Below are 15,947 nucleotides of genomic sequence, written 5' to 3'. Positions count from 1 at the left end.
TTGACGGGGGCGGGCATCGCGGCATACGTTCCTGACACCTGAATCACATGTCAGGTTCATCGCTTCCCGGTTCTGAAAGGCACGACATGCGGACACACTCGAAGCTCGCCGCAGCGATCCTGGCCGCCTCGGCCCTGACGCTCTCGGCGTGTGCACCAAGCCCGACCGACTCCTCCGACGGGGAGACCGGCACCGACACGACGGCCACCGAGGGGGCCGAGGCGACCGAGGTCACGGTGGGCATGCTCACCTCCCTCACCGGCTCGCTCGGCGCCTACGGCGAGGCCTACCAGGCCGGCTTCGAGGCCGGGTGGGACTACGTGACCGAGGGTGACGGCGAGCTCGACGGCTTCGACGTGACCTTCGAGTGGGTCGACGACCAGGGCAACCCCGACACCGCGGTGAGCCAGTTCCGGGACCTCGTCGGTCGTGAGGTCGACATCGTCGCCGGCTCGGCGTCCTCGGGGATCGCCGCCCAGCTCGCCGAGCAGGCCGCGCAGAACCAGGTGCTCTACATCTCGGGCCCGGCCGCGACCGACGCGATCACCGGCGTCAACGAGTACACGTTCCGCTCGGGTCGTCAGACCTACCAGGACGTAGCGACCGCCGGCACCTTCCTCGACGACATCGAGGGTCAGTCCGTGCTCGTCTTCGCCCAGGACAACGCGTTCGGGCAGGGCAACGTCGCCGGTGTCGAAGCCGTGCTCGGCGGAGCGGGCGCCGAGGTGTCCTCCGTCCTCGTCGCCGAGGATGCGACCGAGTTCACGCCGTTCGCGACCCAGATCGTCGACGCCGCCCCGGACCTGGTCTTCGTCGCCTGGGCCGGTGCCACCACCGGTGCGATGTGGGAGGCCCTCGGCCAGCAGGGCGTCTTCGACGCGACGACGGTCGTCACCGGTCTCGGCGACGTCGCCTCCTACCAGGCGTACGGCGAGGCGAGTGAGCAGCTCAACTTCCTCAACCACTACTTCGGCGGTGCAGGCGGCACCGAGGCGGAGACGGCGATGATCGAGCACCTCGAGGAGAACGGCGCGCAGGCCGACCTGTTCTCGCCGGACGGGTTCCTGGCCGCGCAGATGGTCGCGCACGCCCTCACCGAGGGCGGCGGCACCGAGGTCGACTCGATGATCGCGGCGCTCGAGGGAGCGACCTTCGACTCGGTCAAGGGCGAGGTCGAGATCCGCGCCGAGGACCACGCGGTCATCCAGCCGATGTTCCAGGCCCGTCTGGTCGCCGGTGACGACGGCTCCTACACCCCGGAGCTGGTCACGAGCGTCGACGCCGAGACCGTCGCCCCGCCGGCAGCCGGCTGACCGACGTGACCGACCGACCCGCGCTCGCCCTGGAGGGCATCGGACTGCAGATCGGTGGCGCGACCATCCTGCGCGACATCGACCTGACCGTCCCCGAGTCCGAGATGCTCGGCGTCATCGGCCCCAACGGGGCCGGCAAGACGACGCTGTTCAACATCGTCTCCGGTGTCATGGCGCCGACGAGCGGCCGCGTGCTGCTCGAGGGCGTGGACGTGACGAGGGCCTCCATCCACGGGCGGGCGGGGTTCGGCCTCGGCCGCACCTTCCAGACCTCGAGCGTCTTCGCGGCGCTCACCGCGCTCGAGAACGTCCGGCTGGCCGCTCAGGCCAGGATCGGCTCCGCGACGAGCCCGTTCCGCTTCCCCCGCCCGGGTGACGAGGCGACCGGCGTCGCGCACGAGCGGCTGGTCGAGGTCGGTCTCGACCACCATGCGCACACGACCGCCGGGGTGCTCAGCCACGGCGACAAGCGCAAGCTCGAGATCGCCATGCTCCTCGCGACCGAGCCGCGAGTCATCCTCCTCGACGAGCCGATGGCCGGCGTGGGCTCGGGCGACGTGCCCGGGCTGGTCGAGGTCATCCGCCGACTGCACCAGGGAGGCCGCACCGTGCTCATGGTCGAGCACCACATGGAGGTCCTGCTCGGTCTCGTCGACCGGGTGGCCGTCCTCCACCACGGCGAGCTCATCGCCGCCGACACCCCAGAGGCGGTCATGGCGGACCCGACGGTCCAGAGCGCCTATCTCGGGGAGGCGGTGTGAGCGCCCTCCTCCACGTCGAGGGCCTGCGCGCCCGGGTCGGCGGCCAGCAGGTCGTCGAGGACGTCTCGCTGGACGTCGCCGACACCGGGGTGACCGCCCTCCTCGGCCGCAACGGCGTCGGCAAGTCGTCGACGATCAAGGCGATCCTCGGGATCATCGAGCGCGACGGGACCGTCGAGTTCGACGGTCGCCCGATCGACCGGCTGCGCACCGACCGGATCGTGCGACAGGGCGTCGCCTACGTGCCCGAGGACCGCGAGGTGTTCGCCTCGCTCACCGTCGAGGAGAACCTCACTCTGGCAACCCGCCAGGCCGCGCCGAATCGCGGGCTCGTCGACGAGCTGTTCCCCGAGCTTCGCGAGCGCGCCCGCCAGCGGGCGGGCACCCTCTCCGGTGGTCAGCAGCAGATGGTCTCCCTGGCGCGGGCGCTGCTGAACGACAACCGGCTGCTCCTCGTCGACGAGCCGACCAAGGGACTGTCCCCACGACTCGTCGGAGAGGTGACGCGCGTGCTGCGCACCGCGGCCGAACAGACCCCGATGCTCCTCGTCGAGCAGAACCTCCAGGTCGTCCGCGAGATCGCCCAGGACGTGGTCGTCCTCTCCGGTGGTCGAGTGGTCCACCGCGGCGCGGCGCTCGAGTTCCTCGACGACCAGGACCTGGTCCACCGGCACCTGGGGGTGGCGGCATGAGCACGCTCGTCCTCCTGCTCATCACCGGCGTCGGCCTCGGCGCCCTGTACTTCCTGGTCGCCAGCGGGCTCTCGCTCATCTACGGCCTGATGCACGTGCTCAACTTCGCGCACGGCGCCTTTCTCTCCCTCGGCGGTCTGCTCGGCTGGGAGGTCGGGCGCCGGGTCGGCGACGGCACCTGGGGTGGCCTGCTCGTCTCGATGCTCGTCGGGATGCTCGTGGGGGCGCTGTTCGCGATCGTCACCGAGCTCGTCTTCATCCGACGGCTCTACAACCGCCACATCGAACAGGTCCTCGTGACCGTCGGTATCGGGCTGGCCGCCGTCGCACTCTTCGAGGGCATCTGGGGCAGTGACCCGATCATCACGACGAAGGTCCCGTGGCTGCGGCAGACCACCGAGGTCGTCGGTGCCCGGGTGCCGAACCACATCTGGCTGCTCATCGGTGTCGCTGTCGTGGTCCTCCTCGCGATCGTCCTGTTCCTCCGTTTCACCCGCTTCGGCCTCGTCATCCGCGCCGGCGTCGAGAACCGGACGATGGTCACCGCCCTCGGCATCGACGTCCGGACCGCCTTCACCATCGTCTTCGCGATCGGCGGTGCGGCCGCCGGCCTCGGCGGCGTGCTCGCGAGCGTCTACTACGGCAATGTCTCGGCCCACCAGGGGACGTCCCTGCTGATCTACGCCTTCATCGTCACCGTGATCGGCGGCCTCGGCTCGCTCACCGGAGCGGCCATCGCCTCGGTCCTCATCGCGGTGCTCCAACAGCTCGCGAACTTCTACCTCGGCGGCACCGGGGACCTCATCATCGTCCTGGCGCTCGCGGCCGTGCTCCTCGTGCGGCCCAGCGGACTCCTCGGGAGGGCAGCCTGATGTCCCGCCTCACCGGCAACCGGTTCGTCGTCCCCGTTCTGGGGGTCCTGCTCGTCGTGTTCGCCGCGCTGCTACCTCGGCTCGACCTCTCGGTGCCGGGGGTGCTGCCCGGGGCGACCTACACCCCCGGCACGCTTCAGATCCTCGCCTACGGCTTCCTCATCGCCGCGCTCGCGCTGAGCTACCACCTGATCTTCGGCCTGGCCGGGATGCTGTCCTTCGGCCACGCGCTGTTCTTCGGAGCCGGGGCCTACGGCCTGGCGATCGTGCTGCGCCGACTCCTCCCCGCAGAGCTTCCGGCCGGCGTTGCGCTCCTCATCGCCGTCCTCGTGACGCTCGTCGTCGCCTTCGTCATCGCCTCGGCGGTGGGAGCACTCGCGCTGCGGGTCACCGGCATCAGCTTCGCCATGGTCACCCTCGCCTTCGCGCAGGCCATGAACGTCCTCGTCCGGCGCAACACCGGCGGGCAGACCGGTGGCGAGGAGGGCGTGTCGGTGACCTCGGCGATGGTGCCCGACGTCCTCATCGGGGTGCGCAACTCGGCGAACCTGTACTGGATCGCCCTCGCGATCCTCGTCCTCGTCTACCTCGCGACGGTGTGGATCGAGAGCAGCCGCGTCGGCCACGTGGCCGCGGCCGCGCGCGAGAACGAGCTCCGCGTGCGGGTGCTCGGCCTGCGCCCCTACACGGTGCGGCTGTTCGTCTTCACCGCCGCCGGCGTGCTGGCCGCCGTCGCGGGGATGGGGATGGTCCTGCTCCAGTCGGGCACGACCCCCCGGGTGACCTCCGCCGACTTCACCCTGACGCTCCTCGTCATCGTCGTCCTCGGCGGCGTCGGCTACCGCTGGGGTGCCATCGTGGGCGGCCTGGTGTACACCCTGCTCGACAAGCGGCTGAGCGACCTCGCCTCCTCGGACCTCATCGCCTCCCTGCCCGCTGTGCTCCGGATCCCCCTCTCGGAGCCGATCTTCATTCTCGGCTCGATCTTCGTCCTCATCGTGATGTTCCTCCCCGGCGGCATCGCGGGCATCGCGCACCGGGTGCGCAGCGGTGGAGAATCCAGCCATGCGCACTGACGGCCTGCTCACCCTCGGCCGCTGGACGACCGACCGGGCCCGCGTCGACGGTGCTCGCACGGCGATCATCGACCGCGGCGTGCGCACGACCTATCGCCAGCTCGAGGAGCGGTCGGCGGCCCTGGCAGACCGTCTGGTCACGGCGGGTTACGGCCGCGGCGCCGTCGTCGCCACGCTCTCCGGCAACAGCGTGGACCACATCGTCCTGTTCGTCGCCTGCGCCAAGGCGGGACTGGTCCTCGCGCCGATCTCCTGGCGGCTGACGGCCGGCGAGATCGCCGAGCAGCTCGACCTGGTCGACCCGGACCTGCTCGTGGCCGAACCGGCGTATGCGCTGTCGGCCCGGAGCGCTCTGGACCGACTGGACCGCCGCATACCGTCCTGCGAGCTCGGGGAGGTCGGCGTGGAGGCGGCCGTCCCGAGCGCTGACCGACCGGGGTCCAGCGGCGGACCGGTCCGCGACGACGACCCGCTGCTGCTCGTCCTCACCTCCGGCACGACCGGCCGGAGCAAGGCCGTCGTCCTCACCCACGCGAACTGCCACTGGACCAACGAGTCGCTCGGTCGCGTGCTCTCGTTCTCGGAGTCCGACGTCGTCCTCGCCGTGATGCCGCAGTACCACGTCGGCGGCTGGAACGTGCAGCCCCTGCTGACCCTGCGGGTCGGCGGGACTCTCGTGCTCGAGCGGCGCTTCGAGGCCGGACGCGCGCTGCGGCTCATCGAGGAGCACGGCGTGACGTCGATGATGGGCGTGCCGACGAACTACCTCCTCATGGCCCAGCACCCCGAGTTCCTGCACACCGACCTGAGCAGCCTGCGGGTCGCGGTCGTCGGCGGGGGACCCGCCCCCGTGCCGCTGCTTCACCTGTGGCACGACCGCGGTGTTCCGCTGACCCAGGGCTACGGCCTGAGCGAGGCCGCGCCCAACGTCACCTGCCTGCCCGTGGCCGAGGCGCGCACCCACGCCGGCAGCGTCGGCTTCCCCTACCCGCTCGTCGAGGTCGCCCGCCTGAGCGATGCGGGCCGGGTCGAGACCGGCCCCGGCACCGGAGAGCTGCTCGTGCGCGGCCCGAACGTCATGGCCGGCTACCTGCGCGACCGGGCGGCGACCGATGCCGCCTTCGTCGACGGCTGGCTGCGCACCGGCGACCTCGCGGAGCTCGACTCCGACGGTCGGGTGCGCATCGTGGACCGGATCAAGGACCTGTTCATCTCCGGCGGTGAGATGGTGGCGCCCGTCGAGGTCGAGGCCGTCCTGCTGACCCACCCGGACGTCTCGGAGGCGGTCGTCGCGGGCGTTCCCGACGAGCAGTGGGGCGAACGCGCCGTCGCCTGGGTCGTCCTCCGCCCGGGAGTCCGACTGGACGTGGCCGACCTCGAGCGCCATGCCGAGGACCGGCTGGCCCGGTTCAAGGTCCCGCGCGAGATCGTCGTCCTCGACCGCATCCCGAGGTCCTCCTCCGACAAGCCGCTCCGTCGTGAGCTGGCCGAGGCCTACGTGACGTCCGCGGCAGGGGAGCGGCGATGAGCGCCGAGCCGCGGACCGCCCGCGGCCAGGAGACCAAGCGGCGCATCCTCGAGGCGGCCGAGGCGGTGTTCCTCGAGCACGGCTACCAGGGCGCCTCGGTGTCCCGGATCACCGACCGGGCGGGCGTCGGACAGGGCACCTTCTACTTGTACTACCCGACCAAGCACGAGGTCTTCGTCGAGCTCGTCGACGACCTCAACCGCCGGGTCCGTCAGGCGATGAGCACCGGCGCCCAACGCGGCGCCGACCGCATCGAGTCCGAGCGCGAGGGCTTCCGCGAGTTCTTCCGTTTCACCGCCGCGCACCCGGCGATCTACCGGATCGTCCGCGAGGCCGAGTTCGTCGCGCCCGAGGCGATGCGGCGGCACTACACGCGCATCGTCGAGGGCTACGCGACCGGACTGGAGACCGCGCGCGCGGCCGGTGACATCGACGCCGGCGTCGACCCGCAGGTGGCCGCGTGGGCGCTCATGGGCATCGGCGAGCTGATCGGTATGCGGTGGATCCTCTGGGAGGGATCGGCCGGTGAGGTGCCGGACGAGGTCCTCGACGAGATGATGCGCTTCATCCAGCGCGGGCTCGGGACCGGCGCGAGCGACGATCCCCTCACGGACAAGGAGAACTCATGAGCACGCTGGACGGCCGCCATGCGATCGTGACAGGCGGGGCGAGCGGCATCGGCCGGGCCATCTGCGAGGCCTTCGCCGAGCGCGGCGCGCGGGTGACGGTCGCCGACCGCGACGCCGTCGCCGCCTCCGTCGTGGCCGACGCGATCGGCGGCGAGGCCTGGGTCGTCGACCTCGACGACACCGCGTCCCTGGACGACCTGACCCTGAACGCCGACATCCTCGTCAACAACGCGGGCCTGCAGCAGGTCCGCCCGATCCACGAGTACGACCCGGAGGTTTTCCGCCGGATCCACCGGATCATGCTCGAGGCGCCGTTCCTCCTCGTTCGCGCCGTGCTGCCGTCGATGTACGTGCGCGGCTGGGGCCGCATCATCAACGTCTCGAGCGTGCACGGCCTGCGGGCGTCGGCCTTCAAGTCGGCCTACGTCTCGGCGAAGCACGGTCTGGAGGGCCTGTCCAAGGTCACGGCACTCGAAGGCGGGCCGCAGGGCGTGACGAGCAACTGCATCAACCCCGCCTATGTGCGCACCCCCCTGGTGGAGAAGCAGATCACCGACCAGGCGGTCGTGCACGGCATCCCGGAGTCCGAGGTCGTCGAGCGCGTCATGCTCACCGAGTCCGCGGTCAAGCGGCTCATCGAGCCCGCCGAGGTCGCCTCCCTGGCCTGCTGGCTCGCCTCCGACGACGCCGGCATGGTCACCGGCGCGAGCTACACGATGGACGGCGGGTGGAGCGCGCGATGACGGAGCGACCGCTGTCCGCCGCCGTCGAGGGCGGCGCCCTCGCGGGCACCCTCTGGCACGAGGGTGCGACCGGGCGACCCATCCTCGGCCTGAGCGGCATCACCGCCAACCACCGCTCGTATGCGGGACTCGCCGACCGCCTCGACGTGCCCCTCATCGCGCTCGACTCCCGCGGCCGGGGCCGCTCTCGCGACCTGCCGCCGCCCTACAACCTCGTCCAGCACGCCGATGACGCCGCCCGCGCGCTCGATGCGCTGGGGGTCGAAAGAGTGCTCGCGGTGGGCCACTCGATGGGCGCCTTCGTCGCGACGCGCCTGGCTGAGCGGCACCCCGACCGGGTCGCCGCCCTGGTGCTCGTCGACGGGGGCCTTCCGCTGCGTCCGCCGCCGCCGGACGCACGTCCGGAGGATCTGCTCGGCCCGGCCATCGAGCGGCTGCGCCGCACGTTCGACTCGGCCGACGCATACCGGGAGTTCTGGCGCGAGCACCCGGCCTTCGGGCCGTACTGGAACGACGTCGTCCAGGACTACGTCGACTACGACCTGCAGCCGATCGACGGTGCGCTGCGGCCGAGCGCTCACCCCGACGCGGTGCTGACCAACCTCGTCGAGCTCGACGGCCGGGACGGATACGCCGAGGCCGTCCTCGAGCTCGAGCGGCGCGGCCTGCCGCGCGCGCTGCTGACCAGCCCTCGGGGTCTGTTCGACGAGCCGGCGCCGCTCTACGACGCCCACTGGCTGGCCGTGTGGACCGGGCGGCTGCCCGGGCTGCAGGTCGAGCAGGTCCCCGACACCAACCACTACACGATCCTGCTCGGGTCCGGCGTCGAGGCCGTCGCCCGCGCGATCCAGTCCCTCCAGGAGGTTCCCGCATGACCGTCTTCCCCGGCATCAGCAGCACCCGTGTCCGCACTGACCGCTACGACGCGCATGTGCTCGAGCGCGACGGTCGCGTGGACGGCGGAGACGACACCCCGGTCGTCTTCATCCACGGCAACGTCTCCTCGTCGCTGTTCTGGCAGCCGACGATGCTCGAGCTGCCGGTGCGGTCGGTCGCGATCGACCTTCGCGGGTTCGGTGAGAGCGAGACCGCGCCGGTCGACGCGACCCGTGGGGTGCGCGACTTCTCCGACGATGTCGCCGCCGTCCTCGACGCCATGGGGATCGGCCGGGCCCACGTCGTGGGATGGTCGATGGGCGGCGGAGTGGCGATGCAGCTGCTCCTCGACCGGCCGGAGCTCGTCGCATCGCTCACCCTCGTCTCGCCGGTCTCGCCCTACGGGTTCGGCGGGACGCGTCGGGACGGCTCGCTGCTCACCGCCGACGGTGCCGGGACCGGCGGCGGCGGAGCCAACCCCGACTTCGTCGCACGGCTGGCCGCCGGGGACCGCTCGGACGAGGCCCCGACCTGCCCGGTCCAGGTCTACCGCGGCACGTACGTGGCACCGGGCTTCACGAGCGAGCACGAGGACGTGTGGGTCACCTCGATGCTCACGACGGCGACCGGCGAGGGCAACTACCCGGGCGACGCGCGGGCGTCGGACTCCTGGCCCGGGTTCGCGGCGGGCGACCGCGGCGTGCTCAACACGATGAGTCCGGTGCACTTCGACGTCAGCGGGATCGTCGACGTCGACCCGAAGCCGCCGGTCCTGTGGGTGCACGGCACCGCGGACGCGATCGTCGGCGACGAGTCGTTCTTCGACCTGAACACCCTCGGCAAGCACGGCGTCGTGCCCGGCTGGCCGGGCGAGGAGGTCGCCCCGCCCCAGCCGATGGTCACCCAGACCCGTGACGTCCTCGAGGCGTACGCGCAGGCGGGTGGCGCATACCGCGAGCTCGCCCTCGACGGCGCGGGCCACTCCGCGCACCTCGAGCGGCCGGAGGAGTTCCGGGCGGCGCTGCTCGCGCACATCTCGACGTGACCGCCCGACGTGCGCTCTGATACCCTAGGGGGTATATAGACCCGCACGCCGAAAGGACACCCCGTGGCCACCCGCGACCTCACCCAGGCCGAGTTCGAGAAGACCGTCACCGAGGAGGACATCGTCCTCGTCGACTTCTGGGCCGCGTGGTGCGGCCCGTGCCGCCAGTTCGCCCCGGTCTACGAGGCGGCGTCGGAGAAGCACCCCGACGTCGTGTTCGGCAAGGTCGACACCGAGGCCGAGCAGGGCCTCGCGGGTGCCGCAGGCATCACGTCGATCCCGACCCTCATGGTCTTCCGCGAGGGTGTGCTCGTCTTCAACCAGCCGGGCGCACTGCCGGCCTCCTCGCTCGAACAGGTCATCGAGCAGGTCAAGGCCCTGGACATGCCCGAGATCCACGCCAAGGTCGACGCCATGCGGGCGCTGCAGGACAAGCCCCTCGAGGTGTCCCAGGCCGACTTCGTCGCCGCACACGCCGAGGGCCGCACGGTCGTCGACGTCCGGGAGCCGATGGAGTACCGCGCCGGCCATGTGCCGGGTGCGGTCCTGATGCCGATGCGTCAGGTGGCCGAGCGCGCCGCCGAGCTGCCGACGGACGAGCCGGTCTACGTCATCTGCGCGACGGGCAACCGCAGCCAGTCCTCGACGCAGCTTCTCCGCCGGGCCGGCGTGGAGGCCTACTCCGTCATGGGCGGGACCTCGCAATGGTCCGACGAGGGCCACGAGATCGTCGTCGGCCCCTTGCCGACGGCCACCGACGCCGCCGTCAGCTGACCGCTCGCGCCTTGACGCCGCGGTAGGCCAGGACCCCGATGAGGATCACCTGGAGCAGCGTGACCGCGACCGCGAGCCACTGCATGTCGAGGATGAACGCCTCGTCCCCTTCGCGGTAGAGCATCCCTACGGACCAGCCGAACAGCGCGACGACCAGCACCTGGATGCCGATGAGAACCCAGATCAGGCGAAGCGTGTCGACCCGTGCGGCGGTGACCGCGAGGGCGAGGTAGCCCAGGGCCAGCACGGCGTAGATCGGGGCCGGGTTGTCCGGCTCACTCAGGTGCGGAAGCTGGACCGCGAACACGACGGCGTACAGGACCGCCACGGCCGCGAGCAGCACGACCGTGAGGGTGCGTAGGGGATCCATCGGAACGGAGGTCGCGGGGGTCGCGATGTGGCGACCGTTGTGGTGGGTGGTTGTCATCTCTTCGCACCTCCTCACCTTCGGACTACACCTGGCCCGAATCGCCGTCAATGCCGCCGCTCACAGTCTTAGTGTGTGATCCATGACCTTCTCGATCGTCGCCCGCGACGGTGCCGCCTGGGGCGTCGCCGTCGCGAGCAAGTTCCTCTCGGTCGGCTCGATCGTGCCCGAGGTGCGGGCGGGGACCGGTGCTGTCGCCACCCAGGCGTGGGGACGGTACGCCTACCGGGCCGAGGTGCTCGACGCGCTGTCGTCCGGCTCGCCGGCACCCGCCGCGCTCGCAGCCGCCCTGGCCGCCGACGAGGGTCGGGAGCACCGGCAGCTCGGCGTCGTGGGCGTCGACGGAGCGGCGACGCACACCGGTTCCGAGTGCGTGCCCTGGGCGGGCGGGCGGACCGGCGGGGACGGGACCACCGCATACGCCATCCAGGGGAACATCCTCACCGGACCCGAGGTGGTCGACGAGATGGAGCGGGCCTGGCTCGCGAGCGCCGGGCGACCCCTCGACCACCGGCTGCTCGATGCGCTGCTCGCCGGGGACGCCGCCGGTGGCGACTCGCGCGGCCGGCAGTCGGCGGCGCTCCTCGCCCGGGCTCCCGGTGCCGGCTACGACCGGTCGGGGATCCTCGCCGACCTGCGCGTCGACGACCATCCCGACGCACCGGCCGAGCTGGCGCGGGTGCATGAGCTCCACACGTTGTACTTCGGCGCACCCGAAGGGGTCCGGTCGCTCGACGGCGAGCTGCGTGCCGAGGTGCGGATGCTCCTCGACCGGCTCGGCCGCCGCACCGGTGAGGACACGGTCGAGGCCGACCTCGAGGCCTGGATGGGCGAGGTCAACCTCGAGACGCGGCTCTCGCCGGGGGGCATCGACGCACGCGTGCTCGAGGAGCTCAGGCGGGAAGGAGGTGTGGTCCGGTGAAGAAGATCCCGCGCAGCGACCGCCGCGCGCAGTCCATCGCCACGAACCGCTCGGTCGACCTCGAGGGCCTCGTCGAGTTCAGCGCGCGCAAGCACCAGCTCGTCCTGGCCACGACCCGGCGCGACGGCCGGCCGCAGCTCAGCCTCGTCACCGGGGTCGTCACCGCGGCCGGGGAGGTGCTCGTCTCGACCTATCCACAGCGGGCGAAGGTCCGCAACATCCGGCGCGACCCGCACGTCTCGGTCCTCGTCATGAGCGGTTTCGACGGCGCCTGGGTGCAGATCGACGGCGACGCCGAGGTCGTCGACATGCCCGAGGCCGCGGACGGCCTCGTCGAGTACTTCCGCGCCATCAGCGGCGAACATCCCGACTGGGACGAGTATCGCCAGGCGATGGCCGACCAGGGCAAGTCGCTCATCCGCGTGCGCCCCACCCGATGGGGTCCGATCGCGACCGGTGGGTTCCCGCCGGAGCTGTTCGAGGACGAGTAGCGAGCCTCGGCGGTTCAGCGGCGGAGCAGTCGCTGCTCGGATCGCACGGTCGGCCCGAGCCGCCGCAGGTGTGCGATCAGGTCCGCGGCGGTGGCCTCGAGGTCGGCGTCGGTCATCGGGTCGAGTGCGTCGAGGATGAACAGGGCGGTCGTCGTGCCGTCGTGCAGCCGGGTGCGCCGGGCCTGGCGCCAGTTCCACCGCCGGCACGTCACCCCGGCATCGTCGCACCACACCACCTCGCCCGGCTCGGGATGCTCGACGACCGTCTCGCCGGAGGTCATCGTGTCGAAGGGCTCCTCACCGGTGGCGCGGGTCAGTCGCGGCGGACCGTCGTAGCGGTCGAGGTCCTCGCCGCCGAGCGGGATGAGATGGAGGACCGAGATCGCGTTGTAGATGTCGGTGAGCCTGTTGACCCGGGGCAGCCCATCGGGCGCTCGCCGCAGCAGCGCCTCGAGACTGTTGCGGGTCCGCTGCGGCTTGGCTCCGAAGGCCCGGTATGCGTCGCGCCAGGCCGCGACGTGCGGCACCTGCTCGAGCGGTCGGGACGAGAGGGTCTGGCGGGCGGCCCGCTCGGCCTCGAGCAGGAGCGCCTCGCTGTGTTCGTCCCCCGGCCCCGGCTCGATCCCGGTCACCGCGATGAGCAGGGCACGGTAGTCGGGGCGCAGGCCGAAGACGCTGTCGTCGACCGTGGCCGAATCGAGGTGATGGCTCGGGGTCTCGGTCATCACCGCATTCAAGCAGGACGCCCGCCTAGGCTTGTGTCGTGCCCCTCCTGCAAGACGTCGCCGCCGCCTTGGAGGAGGCCGGGGTGGCGTATGTCGTCGCGGGTGGCGTCGCGGTGGTCCTGCACGGGCACGTTCGCACGACCGTCGACCTGGACATCGCGCTCGACCTGCGTCGCGAGAACGTCGAACGTGCGCTGGAGGTCCTGGGCGGGCTCGGGCTCCGGCCCCGTCTGCCGGTGCCGGCGTCGGATTTCGCCGACGAGGAGGTGCGCGAGTCCTGGGTGCGGGACCGCAACCTCATCGCCTTCACGATGCACGACCCCTCGGACGCCCGTCGCGAGGTGGACCTGTTCGCTCACCCTCCGATCGCGTTCGAGGACCTGTGGCGCGAGTCCGTCGTCGTCGACGTCGCGGGGCTGGCGGTGCGGGTCGTGTCGCTGAACCATCTCGTGGCGATGAAGCGGATCGCCGGGAGGGAGCAGGACAGGGCGGACATCGCGGCTCTCCAGCGGATCCACCCCGGCCTTAGACTCGACAGGTCATGACGAAGCATCCCGTCGCGCTCAACGATCTCGACTGGAGCGGCACCTCCGACGGTCCCGCTGCGGCCCGGTCCCGAGCCCGGATGACCCCCGCGCAGCGGATCGAGTGGCTTGAGGAGTCACTCGACCTCGCGCTCGCGACCGGTGCGCTCGACGCTGACCGGGCCCGCCGCCAGGCGGCGGCGGACTCCTGGGACGTCCCTCAGAGCGAGGCGGGGCGTCGCGCGTCCCCCCTGCTGTAGTCGCACACGCCGTCCGGGAAGATCTCGCCCAACCGGTCGCGCTCAGCGGCGGTGAAGGTCACGTCGCCGTAGACGCCTCGGCTGATCGCATCGTCGACGTCCTGGAGCTGGCACGTGAAGACGTCACCGGTGATCGGGCCGCCGGCGATGATCCGCGACGTCGAGTAGACCGGGAACGCCTCGGTGCACGGGCCGTCGGGTCGGTCGTCGAGGATCCCGTGCCACGCGTCGGCGCCGCGGTGGATGAGCTCGCCGTCGACGTCGAAGCACGCATCCACGGCGTCGGCCGGCTTGTTCGCCACGACGCCGCGCTGCGGACGGTTCTCGATGTTGGCCATCCACCGGTCGATGAGCTCGAAGGCCATCGGGGCGGCATTGACGAAGTCGCCCTGCTCGTCGGCTGCGGAGAACCAGATGACCTGGTTGTCGGCGTGGCCGGCGAAGTCGGTCATCCGTTGTCGGGTGACGAAGGACTGAACCGAGTTGTGCATGTCGAGGACGTGCTCGAGGTAAGGCCGCCAGTCGACGGTCGGGATCGGCATGTCGCCGCGGAAGACCAGACCACGCTCGTATGCCGCTTCGACGGCATCCGGATCGGCCTCGACCCGGGGAGCCGGGGTGGCGCCGCCGTCAGGGGACAACGCCATGTTGTTCCACGACCAGGGGTCGATGAGGTTCGGCCAGATGTCCGGCACCGGGTCGAGCCCAGCCAGGTCGGAGGGCTGGGGACAGAGCGCCGAGATGAACGGACACCGCTCCTGGACCATCTCCGGCTCGTTCTTCCACGACCCGGCGTTGGCGTTGACGTCGAGGAACTCGGCGACGGTGATCTCGCCCTCGACCAACGACTGCAGCCCGTACTGCACGCCTACGTTGTCCCACACCCGGTTGGCGTAGCCGTCCGCACCGACGCCGTAGATGTTCACGGCGTCCTGGAAGTGCGTCCAGTCGGTCGAGGCCTGCTGCTCCGGGGTGACTCCGGGTGCAGTGCCGAAGTGCGGGTTGAGCACGAGTGGGCTCAGGCCGCGCCAGCCCTCGATGCACTCGGAGGAGCCCGATGGATACAGCGGTGCCGGCGGCATCGCCGCGCCGAAGCTGTTCTCGACCGTGTTGCTGGCGTTGAGCCCCTCGAGCAGCGAGCGGTTCGTCCAGTCCCGCCACTTGGGGTCTCCACCGCCGAGGATCTGGGTGTCGACCCAGCGCTCGAGCAGCTCGCAGTCACCCACGTGGATCACCTGCGTGATCATGTCGGGGTAGGACTGGACCGGGATCGCCGCGTCGATGAGGCCCGGGTGGTTCTGCCCGTAGACGTACTGCTGGATCGCACCGCCGGAGGCGCCGATCCCGACCGTGTAGTCCGGTACGCCGTAGGCGGTGACGAAGCGGTCCTTGACCATGATCGCCGTCTCGCCGCCGAGCTCGAGGTTGTAGTGGGTGTCGGTGCGGTTCCCGCTGGAGTACGCCACCGCATACCCGGCGCCCAGACCGTACTCGAGCAGCATGGAACCGCGGGACGGGTTGCCCTGGTAATGGCCGATGCCCACTCCACCCTGGAATGAGTAGATCAGGCGGTCGTTCCAGGCCGACAGGTCCGGGTCGTCGACGTCCTGGCTGTCCGGCGAGAGCATCGCGATCGAGTAGATGAACCGGTTGACGGTCCCCCGCTCCCACCGGATGACGTAGTCGACGGTCCGTCCGTCGATCGTGGTCGTGGTCGCCATGTCCTCCGGCTCCGAGCCGGGAACGTAGTCGGCCCAGGCGCCGCCGGTCGTGCGGTACTTGAACGAGACGACCCGCTCGATGGAGCAGTCGTCGTCGAGCACGGGTCCGAGCTCGGCGTTGCCGCGATGGCCGTCGGTGGCGCAGAGGAACGGCGTCTGGTGCGGTCCGGAGAACATCGGTCCGGTGATCGGGTGGTTCGTCAGCGTGACGGCCGCGCGGGCGGGTGCCCGACCCCGGTCGAGGCCGACCTCGACGGTGTTCTCACCGAGCTCCAGGCCGTCGACCACGCCTTCGAGCGTGCGCTCGTCGATCGGCGCGAAGGCGCTTGTGACGTCACGGCCCTCGACCGAGACCCGTGCCTTGTCGATCTGGCCCGGCGGGAGGGAGATCCGCAGGCGGGCGTCGCCCCCGGAGACGTACTCGGCCGGCGACGACATCACCTCGATCGACCATCCGCCCGACCCGCGATCCGGCGGTCCGCCGGGCGCCGCGCTCGCGGCCATCGGCACCAGGCTCGCCAGCATCGCGGCGACCACCAGCAGGACTGTTCTCGGGAATCTCATCGTC

General features: G+C 71.1%; 18 protein-coding genes. 15 read left to right on the top strand and 3 right to left on the bottom strand.

From position 1 onward, the window contains the following. Positions 1-86 precede the first annotated feature (86 nt). The 11 genes from GA707_RS05165 to trxA all read left to right on the top strand — a co-directional run bounded on the left by GA707_RS05165 (position 87) and on the right by trxA (position 10,309). Entirely contained in the window at positions 87-1,313 is a 1,227-nt protein-coding gene (locus GA707_RS05165) for a substrate-binding domain-containing protein (protein ID WP_152177343.1), read from the top strand. Positions 1,314-1,318: 5 nt separating this feature from the next. Further along, positions 1,319-2,074 (top strand): ABC transporter ATP-binding protein, encoded by a 756-nt coding sequence (locus tag GA707_RS05160; protein WP_152177342.1) that lies wholly within the window; start codon positions 1,319-1,321, stop codon positions 2,072-2,074. Further along, positions 2,071-2,766 carry an ABC transporter ATP-binding protein gene (locus tag GA707_RS05155; RefSeq protein ID WP_152177341.1) on the top strand — a complete coding sequence of 232 codons (696 nt, stop codon included), beginning with the start codon at positions 2,071-2,073 and terminating at the stop codon, positions 2,764-2,766. Before GA707_RS05160 ends, GA707_RS05155 begins: the two co-directional genes overlap by 4 nt. Beyond that, the gene (locus GA707_RS05150) at positions 2,763-3,638 is read left to right on the top strand and encodes a branched-chain amino acid ABC transporter permease (RefSeq protein ID WP_152177340.1); all 876 of its coding nucleotides are present in this window, start codon (positions 2,763-2,765) and stop codon (positions 3,636-3,638) included. The genes GA707_RS05155 and GA707_RS05150 overlap by 4 nt, the downstream gene beginning before the upstream one ends. Beyond that, positions 3,638-4,714: a branched-chain amino acid ABC transporter permease gene (locus tag GA707_RS05145; protein WP_152177339.1), complete on the top strand. Its 1,077-nt coding sequence runs from the start codon at positions 3,638-3,640 to the stop codon at positions 4,712-4,714. The genes GA707_RS05150 and GA707_RS05145 overlap by 1 nt, the downstream gene beginning before the upstream one ends. Beyond that, positions 4,704-6,242, top strand: a complete 1,539-nt coding sequence (locus GA707_RS05140; RefSeq protein ID WP_152177338.1) for a class I adenylate-forming enzyme family protein — start codon at positions 4,704-4,706, stop codon at positions 6,240-6,242. The genes GA707_RS05145 and GA707_RS05140 overlap by 11 nt, the downstream gene beginning before the upstream one ends. After that, positions 6,239-6,871: a TetR/AcrR family transcriptional regulator gene (locus GA707_RS05135; protein ID WP_152177337.1), complete on the top strand. Its 633-nt coding sequence runs from the start codon at positions 6,239-6,241 to the stop codon at positions 6,869-6,871. Before GA707_RS05140 ends, GA707_RS05135 begins: the two co-directional genes overlap by 4 nt. Continuing rightward, positions 6,868-7,614: a 3-hydroxybutyrate dehydrogenase gene (locus GA707_RS05130; RefSeq protein WP_152177336.1), complete on the top strand. Its 747-nt coding sequence runs from the start codon at positions 6,868-6,870 to the stop codon at positions 7,612-7,614. The genes GA707_RS05135 and GA707_RS05130 overlap by 4 nt, the downstream gene beginning before the upstream one ends. Then, on the top strand, positions 7,611-8,489 hold the full coding sequence (locus GA707_RS05125) for an alpha/beta fold hydrolase (protein WP_152177335.1): 879 nt from the start codon (positions 7,611-7,613) through the stop codon (positions 8,487-8,489). The genes GA707_RS05130 and GA707_RS05125 overlap by 4 nt, the downstream gene beginning before the upstream one ends. Then, positions 8,486-9,535 (top strand): alpha/beta fold hydrolase, encoded by a 1,050-nt coding sequence (locus GA707_RS05120; RefSeq protein ID WP_152177334.1) that lies wholly within the window; start codon positions 8,486-8,488, stop codon positions 9,533-9,535. Before GA707_RS05125 ends, GA707_RS05120 begins: the two co-directional genes overlap by 4 nt. A 63-nt stretch (positions 9,536-9,598) precedes the next feature. After that, the gene (gene trxA / locus GA707_RS21705) at positions 9,599-10,309 is read left to right on the top strand and encodes a thioredoxin (RefSeq protein ID WP_152177333.1); all 711 of its coding nucleotides are present in this window, start codon (positions 9,599-9,601) and stop codon (positions 10,307-10,309) included. Here the strand turns inward: trxA and GA707_RS05110 are convergent. Next, positions 10,302-10,736 (bottom strand): hypothetical protein, encoded by a 435-nt coding sequence (locus GA707_RS05110; protein ID WP_152177332.1) that lies wholly within the window; start codon positions 10,734-10,736, stop codon positions 10,302-10,304. The genes trxA and GA707_RS05110 overlap by 8 nt on opposite strands. A gap of 82 nt (positions 10,737-10,818) precedes the next feature. On the opposite strand from GA707_RS05110, the gene GA707_RS05105 reads away from it, so the two are divergent. After that, positions 10,819-11,658, top strand: coding sequence for a DUF1028 domain-containing protein (locus GA707_RS05105; RefSeq protein WP_152177331.1), 840 nt, complete (start codon positions 10,819-10,821; stop codon positions 11,656-11,658). Beyond that, complete coding sequence (locus GA707_RS05100) at positions 11,655-12,149, top strand: PPOX class F420-dependent oxidoreductase (RefSeq protein ID WP_152177330.1); 495 nt, start codon at positions 11,655-11,657, stop codon at positions 12,147-12,149. The genes GA707_RS05105 and GA707_RS05100 overlap by 4 nt, the downstream gene beginning before the upstream one ends. Before the next feature lie 14 nt (positions 12,150-12,163). On the opposite strand, the gene GA707_RS05095 is transcribed toward GA707_RS05100, so the two are convergent. Continuing rightward, entirely contained in the window at positions 12,164-12,874 is a 711-nt protein-coding gene (locus GA707_RS05095; RefSeq protein ID WP_152177329.1) for a B3/4 domain-containing protein, read from the bottom strand. A 38-nt stretch (positions 12,875-12,912) separates the two neighbouring features. On the opposite strand from GA707_RS05095, the gene GA707_RS05090 reads away from it, so the two are divergent. Next, positions 12,913-13,419 carry a DUF6036 family nucleotidyltransferase gene (locus GA707_RS05090; protein WP_152177328.1) on the top strand — a complete coding sequence of 169 codons (507 nt, stop codon included), beginning with the start codon at positions 12,913-12,915 and terminating at the stop codon, positions 13,417-13,419. After that, entirely contained in the window at positions 13,416-13,658 is a 243-nt protein-coding gene (locus GA707_RS05085; RefSeq protein ID WP_152177327.1) for a hypothetical protein, read from the top strand. Before GA707_RS05090 ends, GA707_RS05085 begins: the two co-directional genes overlap by 4 nt. Here the strand turns inward: GA707_RS05085 and GA707_RS05080 are convergent. Further along, entirely contained in the window at positions 13,619-15,943 is a 2,325-nt protein-coding gene (locus GA707_RS05080; RefSeq protein WP_152177326.1) for a DUF6351 family protein, read from the bottom strand. The two genes, GA707_RS05085 and GA707_RS05080, sit on opposite strands and share 40 nt — an antisense overlap. Positions 15,944-15,947 lie beyond the last annotated feature (4 nt).

Origin of the sequence: Nostocoides sp. F2B08 (assembly GCF_009184895.1) — a bacterium.
Classification (GTDB): domain Bacteria; phylum Actinomycetota; class Actinomycetes; order Actinomycetales; family Dermatophilaceae; genus F2B08.
The sequence above is the reverse complement of the archived record's forward strand: the minus strand, read 5'-3'. Positions and strand labels throughout refer to the sequence as shown.

Bases quoted from the DNA above. Each gene is read 5' to 3' on its own strand.
- GA707_RS05165 (WP_152177343.1), top strand. From the start codon at position 87: ATGCGGACACACTCGAAGCTCGCCGCAGCGATCCTGGCCGCCTCGGCC.
- GA707_RS05150 (WP_152177340.1), top strand. From the start codon at position 2,763: ATGAGCACGCTCGTCCTCCTGCTCATCACCGGCGTCGGCCTCGGCGCC.
- GA707_RS05145 (WP_152177339.1), top strand. From the start codon at position 3,638: ATGTCCCGCCTCACCGGCAACCGGTTCGTCGTCCCCGTTCTGGGGGTC.
- GA707_RS05140 (WP_152177338.1), top strand. From the start codon at position 4,704: ATGCGCACTGACGGCCTGCTCACCCTCGGCCGCTGGACGACCGACCGG.
- GA707_RS05135 (WP_152177337.1), top strand. From the start codon at position 6,239: ATGAGCGCCGAGCCGCGGACCGCCCGCGGCCAGGAGACCAAGCGGCGC.
- GA707_RS05130 (WP_152177336.1), top strand. From the start codon at position 6,868: ATGAGCACGCTGGACGGCCGCCATGCGATCGTGACAGGCGGGGCGAGC.
- GA707_RS05125 (WP_152177335.1), top strand. From the start codon at position 7,611: ATGACGGAGCGACCGCTGTCCGCCGCCGTCGAGGGCGGCGCCCTCGCG.
- GA707_RS05120 (WP_152177334.1), top strand. From the start codon at position 8,486: ATGACCGTCTTCCCCGGCATCAGCAGCACCCGTGTCCGCACTGACCGC.
- GA707_RS05110 (WP_152177332.1), bottom strand. From the start codon at position 10,736: ATGACAACCACCCACCACAACGGTCGCCACATCGCGACCCCCGCGACC.
- GA707_RS05105 (WP_152177331.1), top strand. From the start codon at position 10,819: ATGACCTTCTCGATCGTCGCCCGCGACGGTGCCGCCTGGGGCGTCGCC.
- GA707_RS05095 (WP_152177329.1), bottom strand. From the start codon at position 12,874: ATGACCGAGACCCCGAGCCATCACCTCGATTCGGCCACGGTCGACGAC.
- GA707_RS05085 (WP_152177327.1), top strand. From the start codon at position 13,416: ATGACGAAGCATCCCGTCGCGCTCAACGATCTCGACTGGAGCGGCACC.
- GA707_RS05080 (WP_152177326.1), bottom strand. From the start codon at position 15,943: ATGAGATTCCCGAGAACAGTCCTGCTGGTGGTCGCCGCGATGCTGGCG.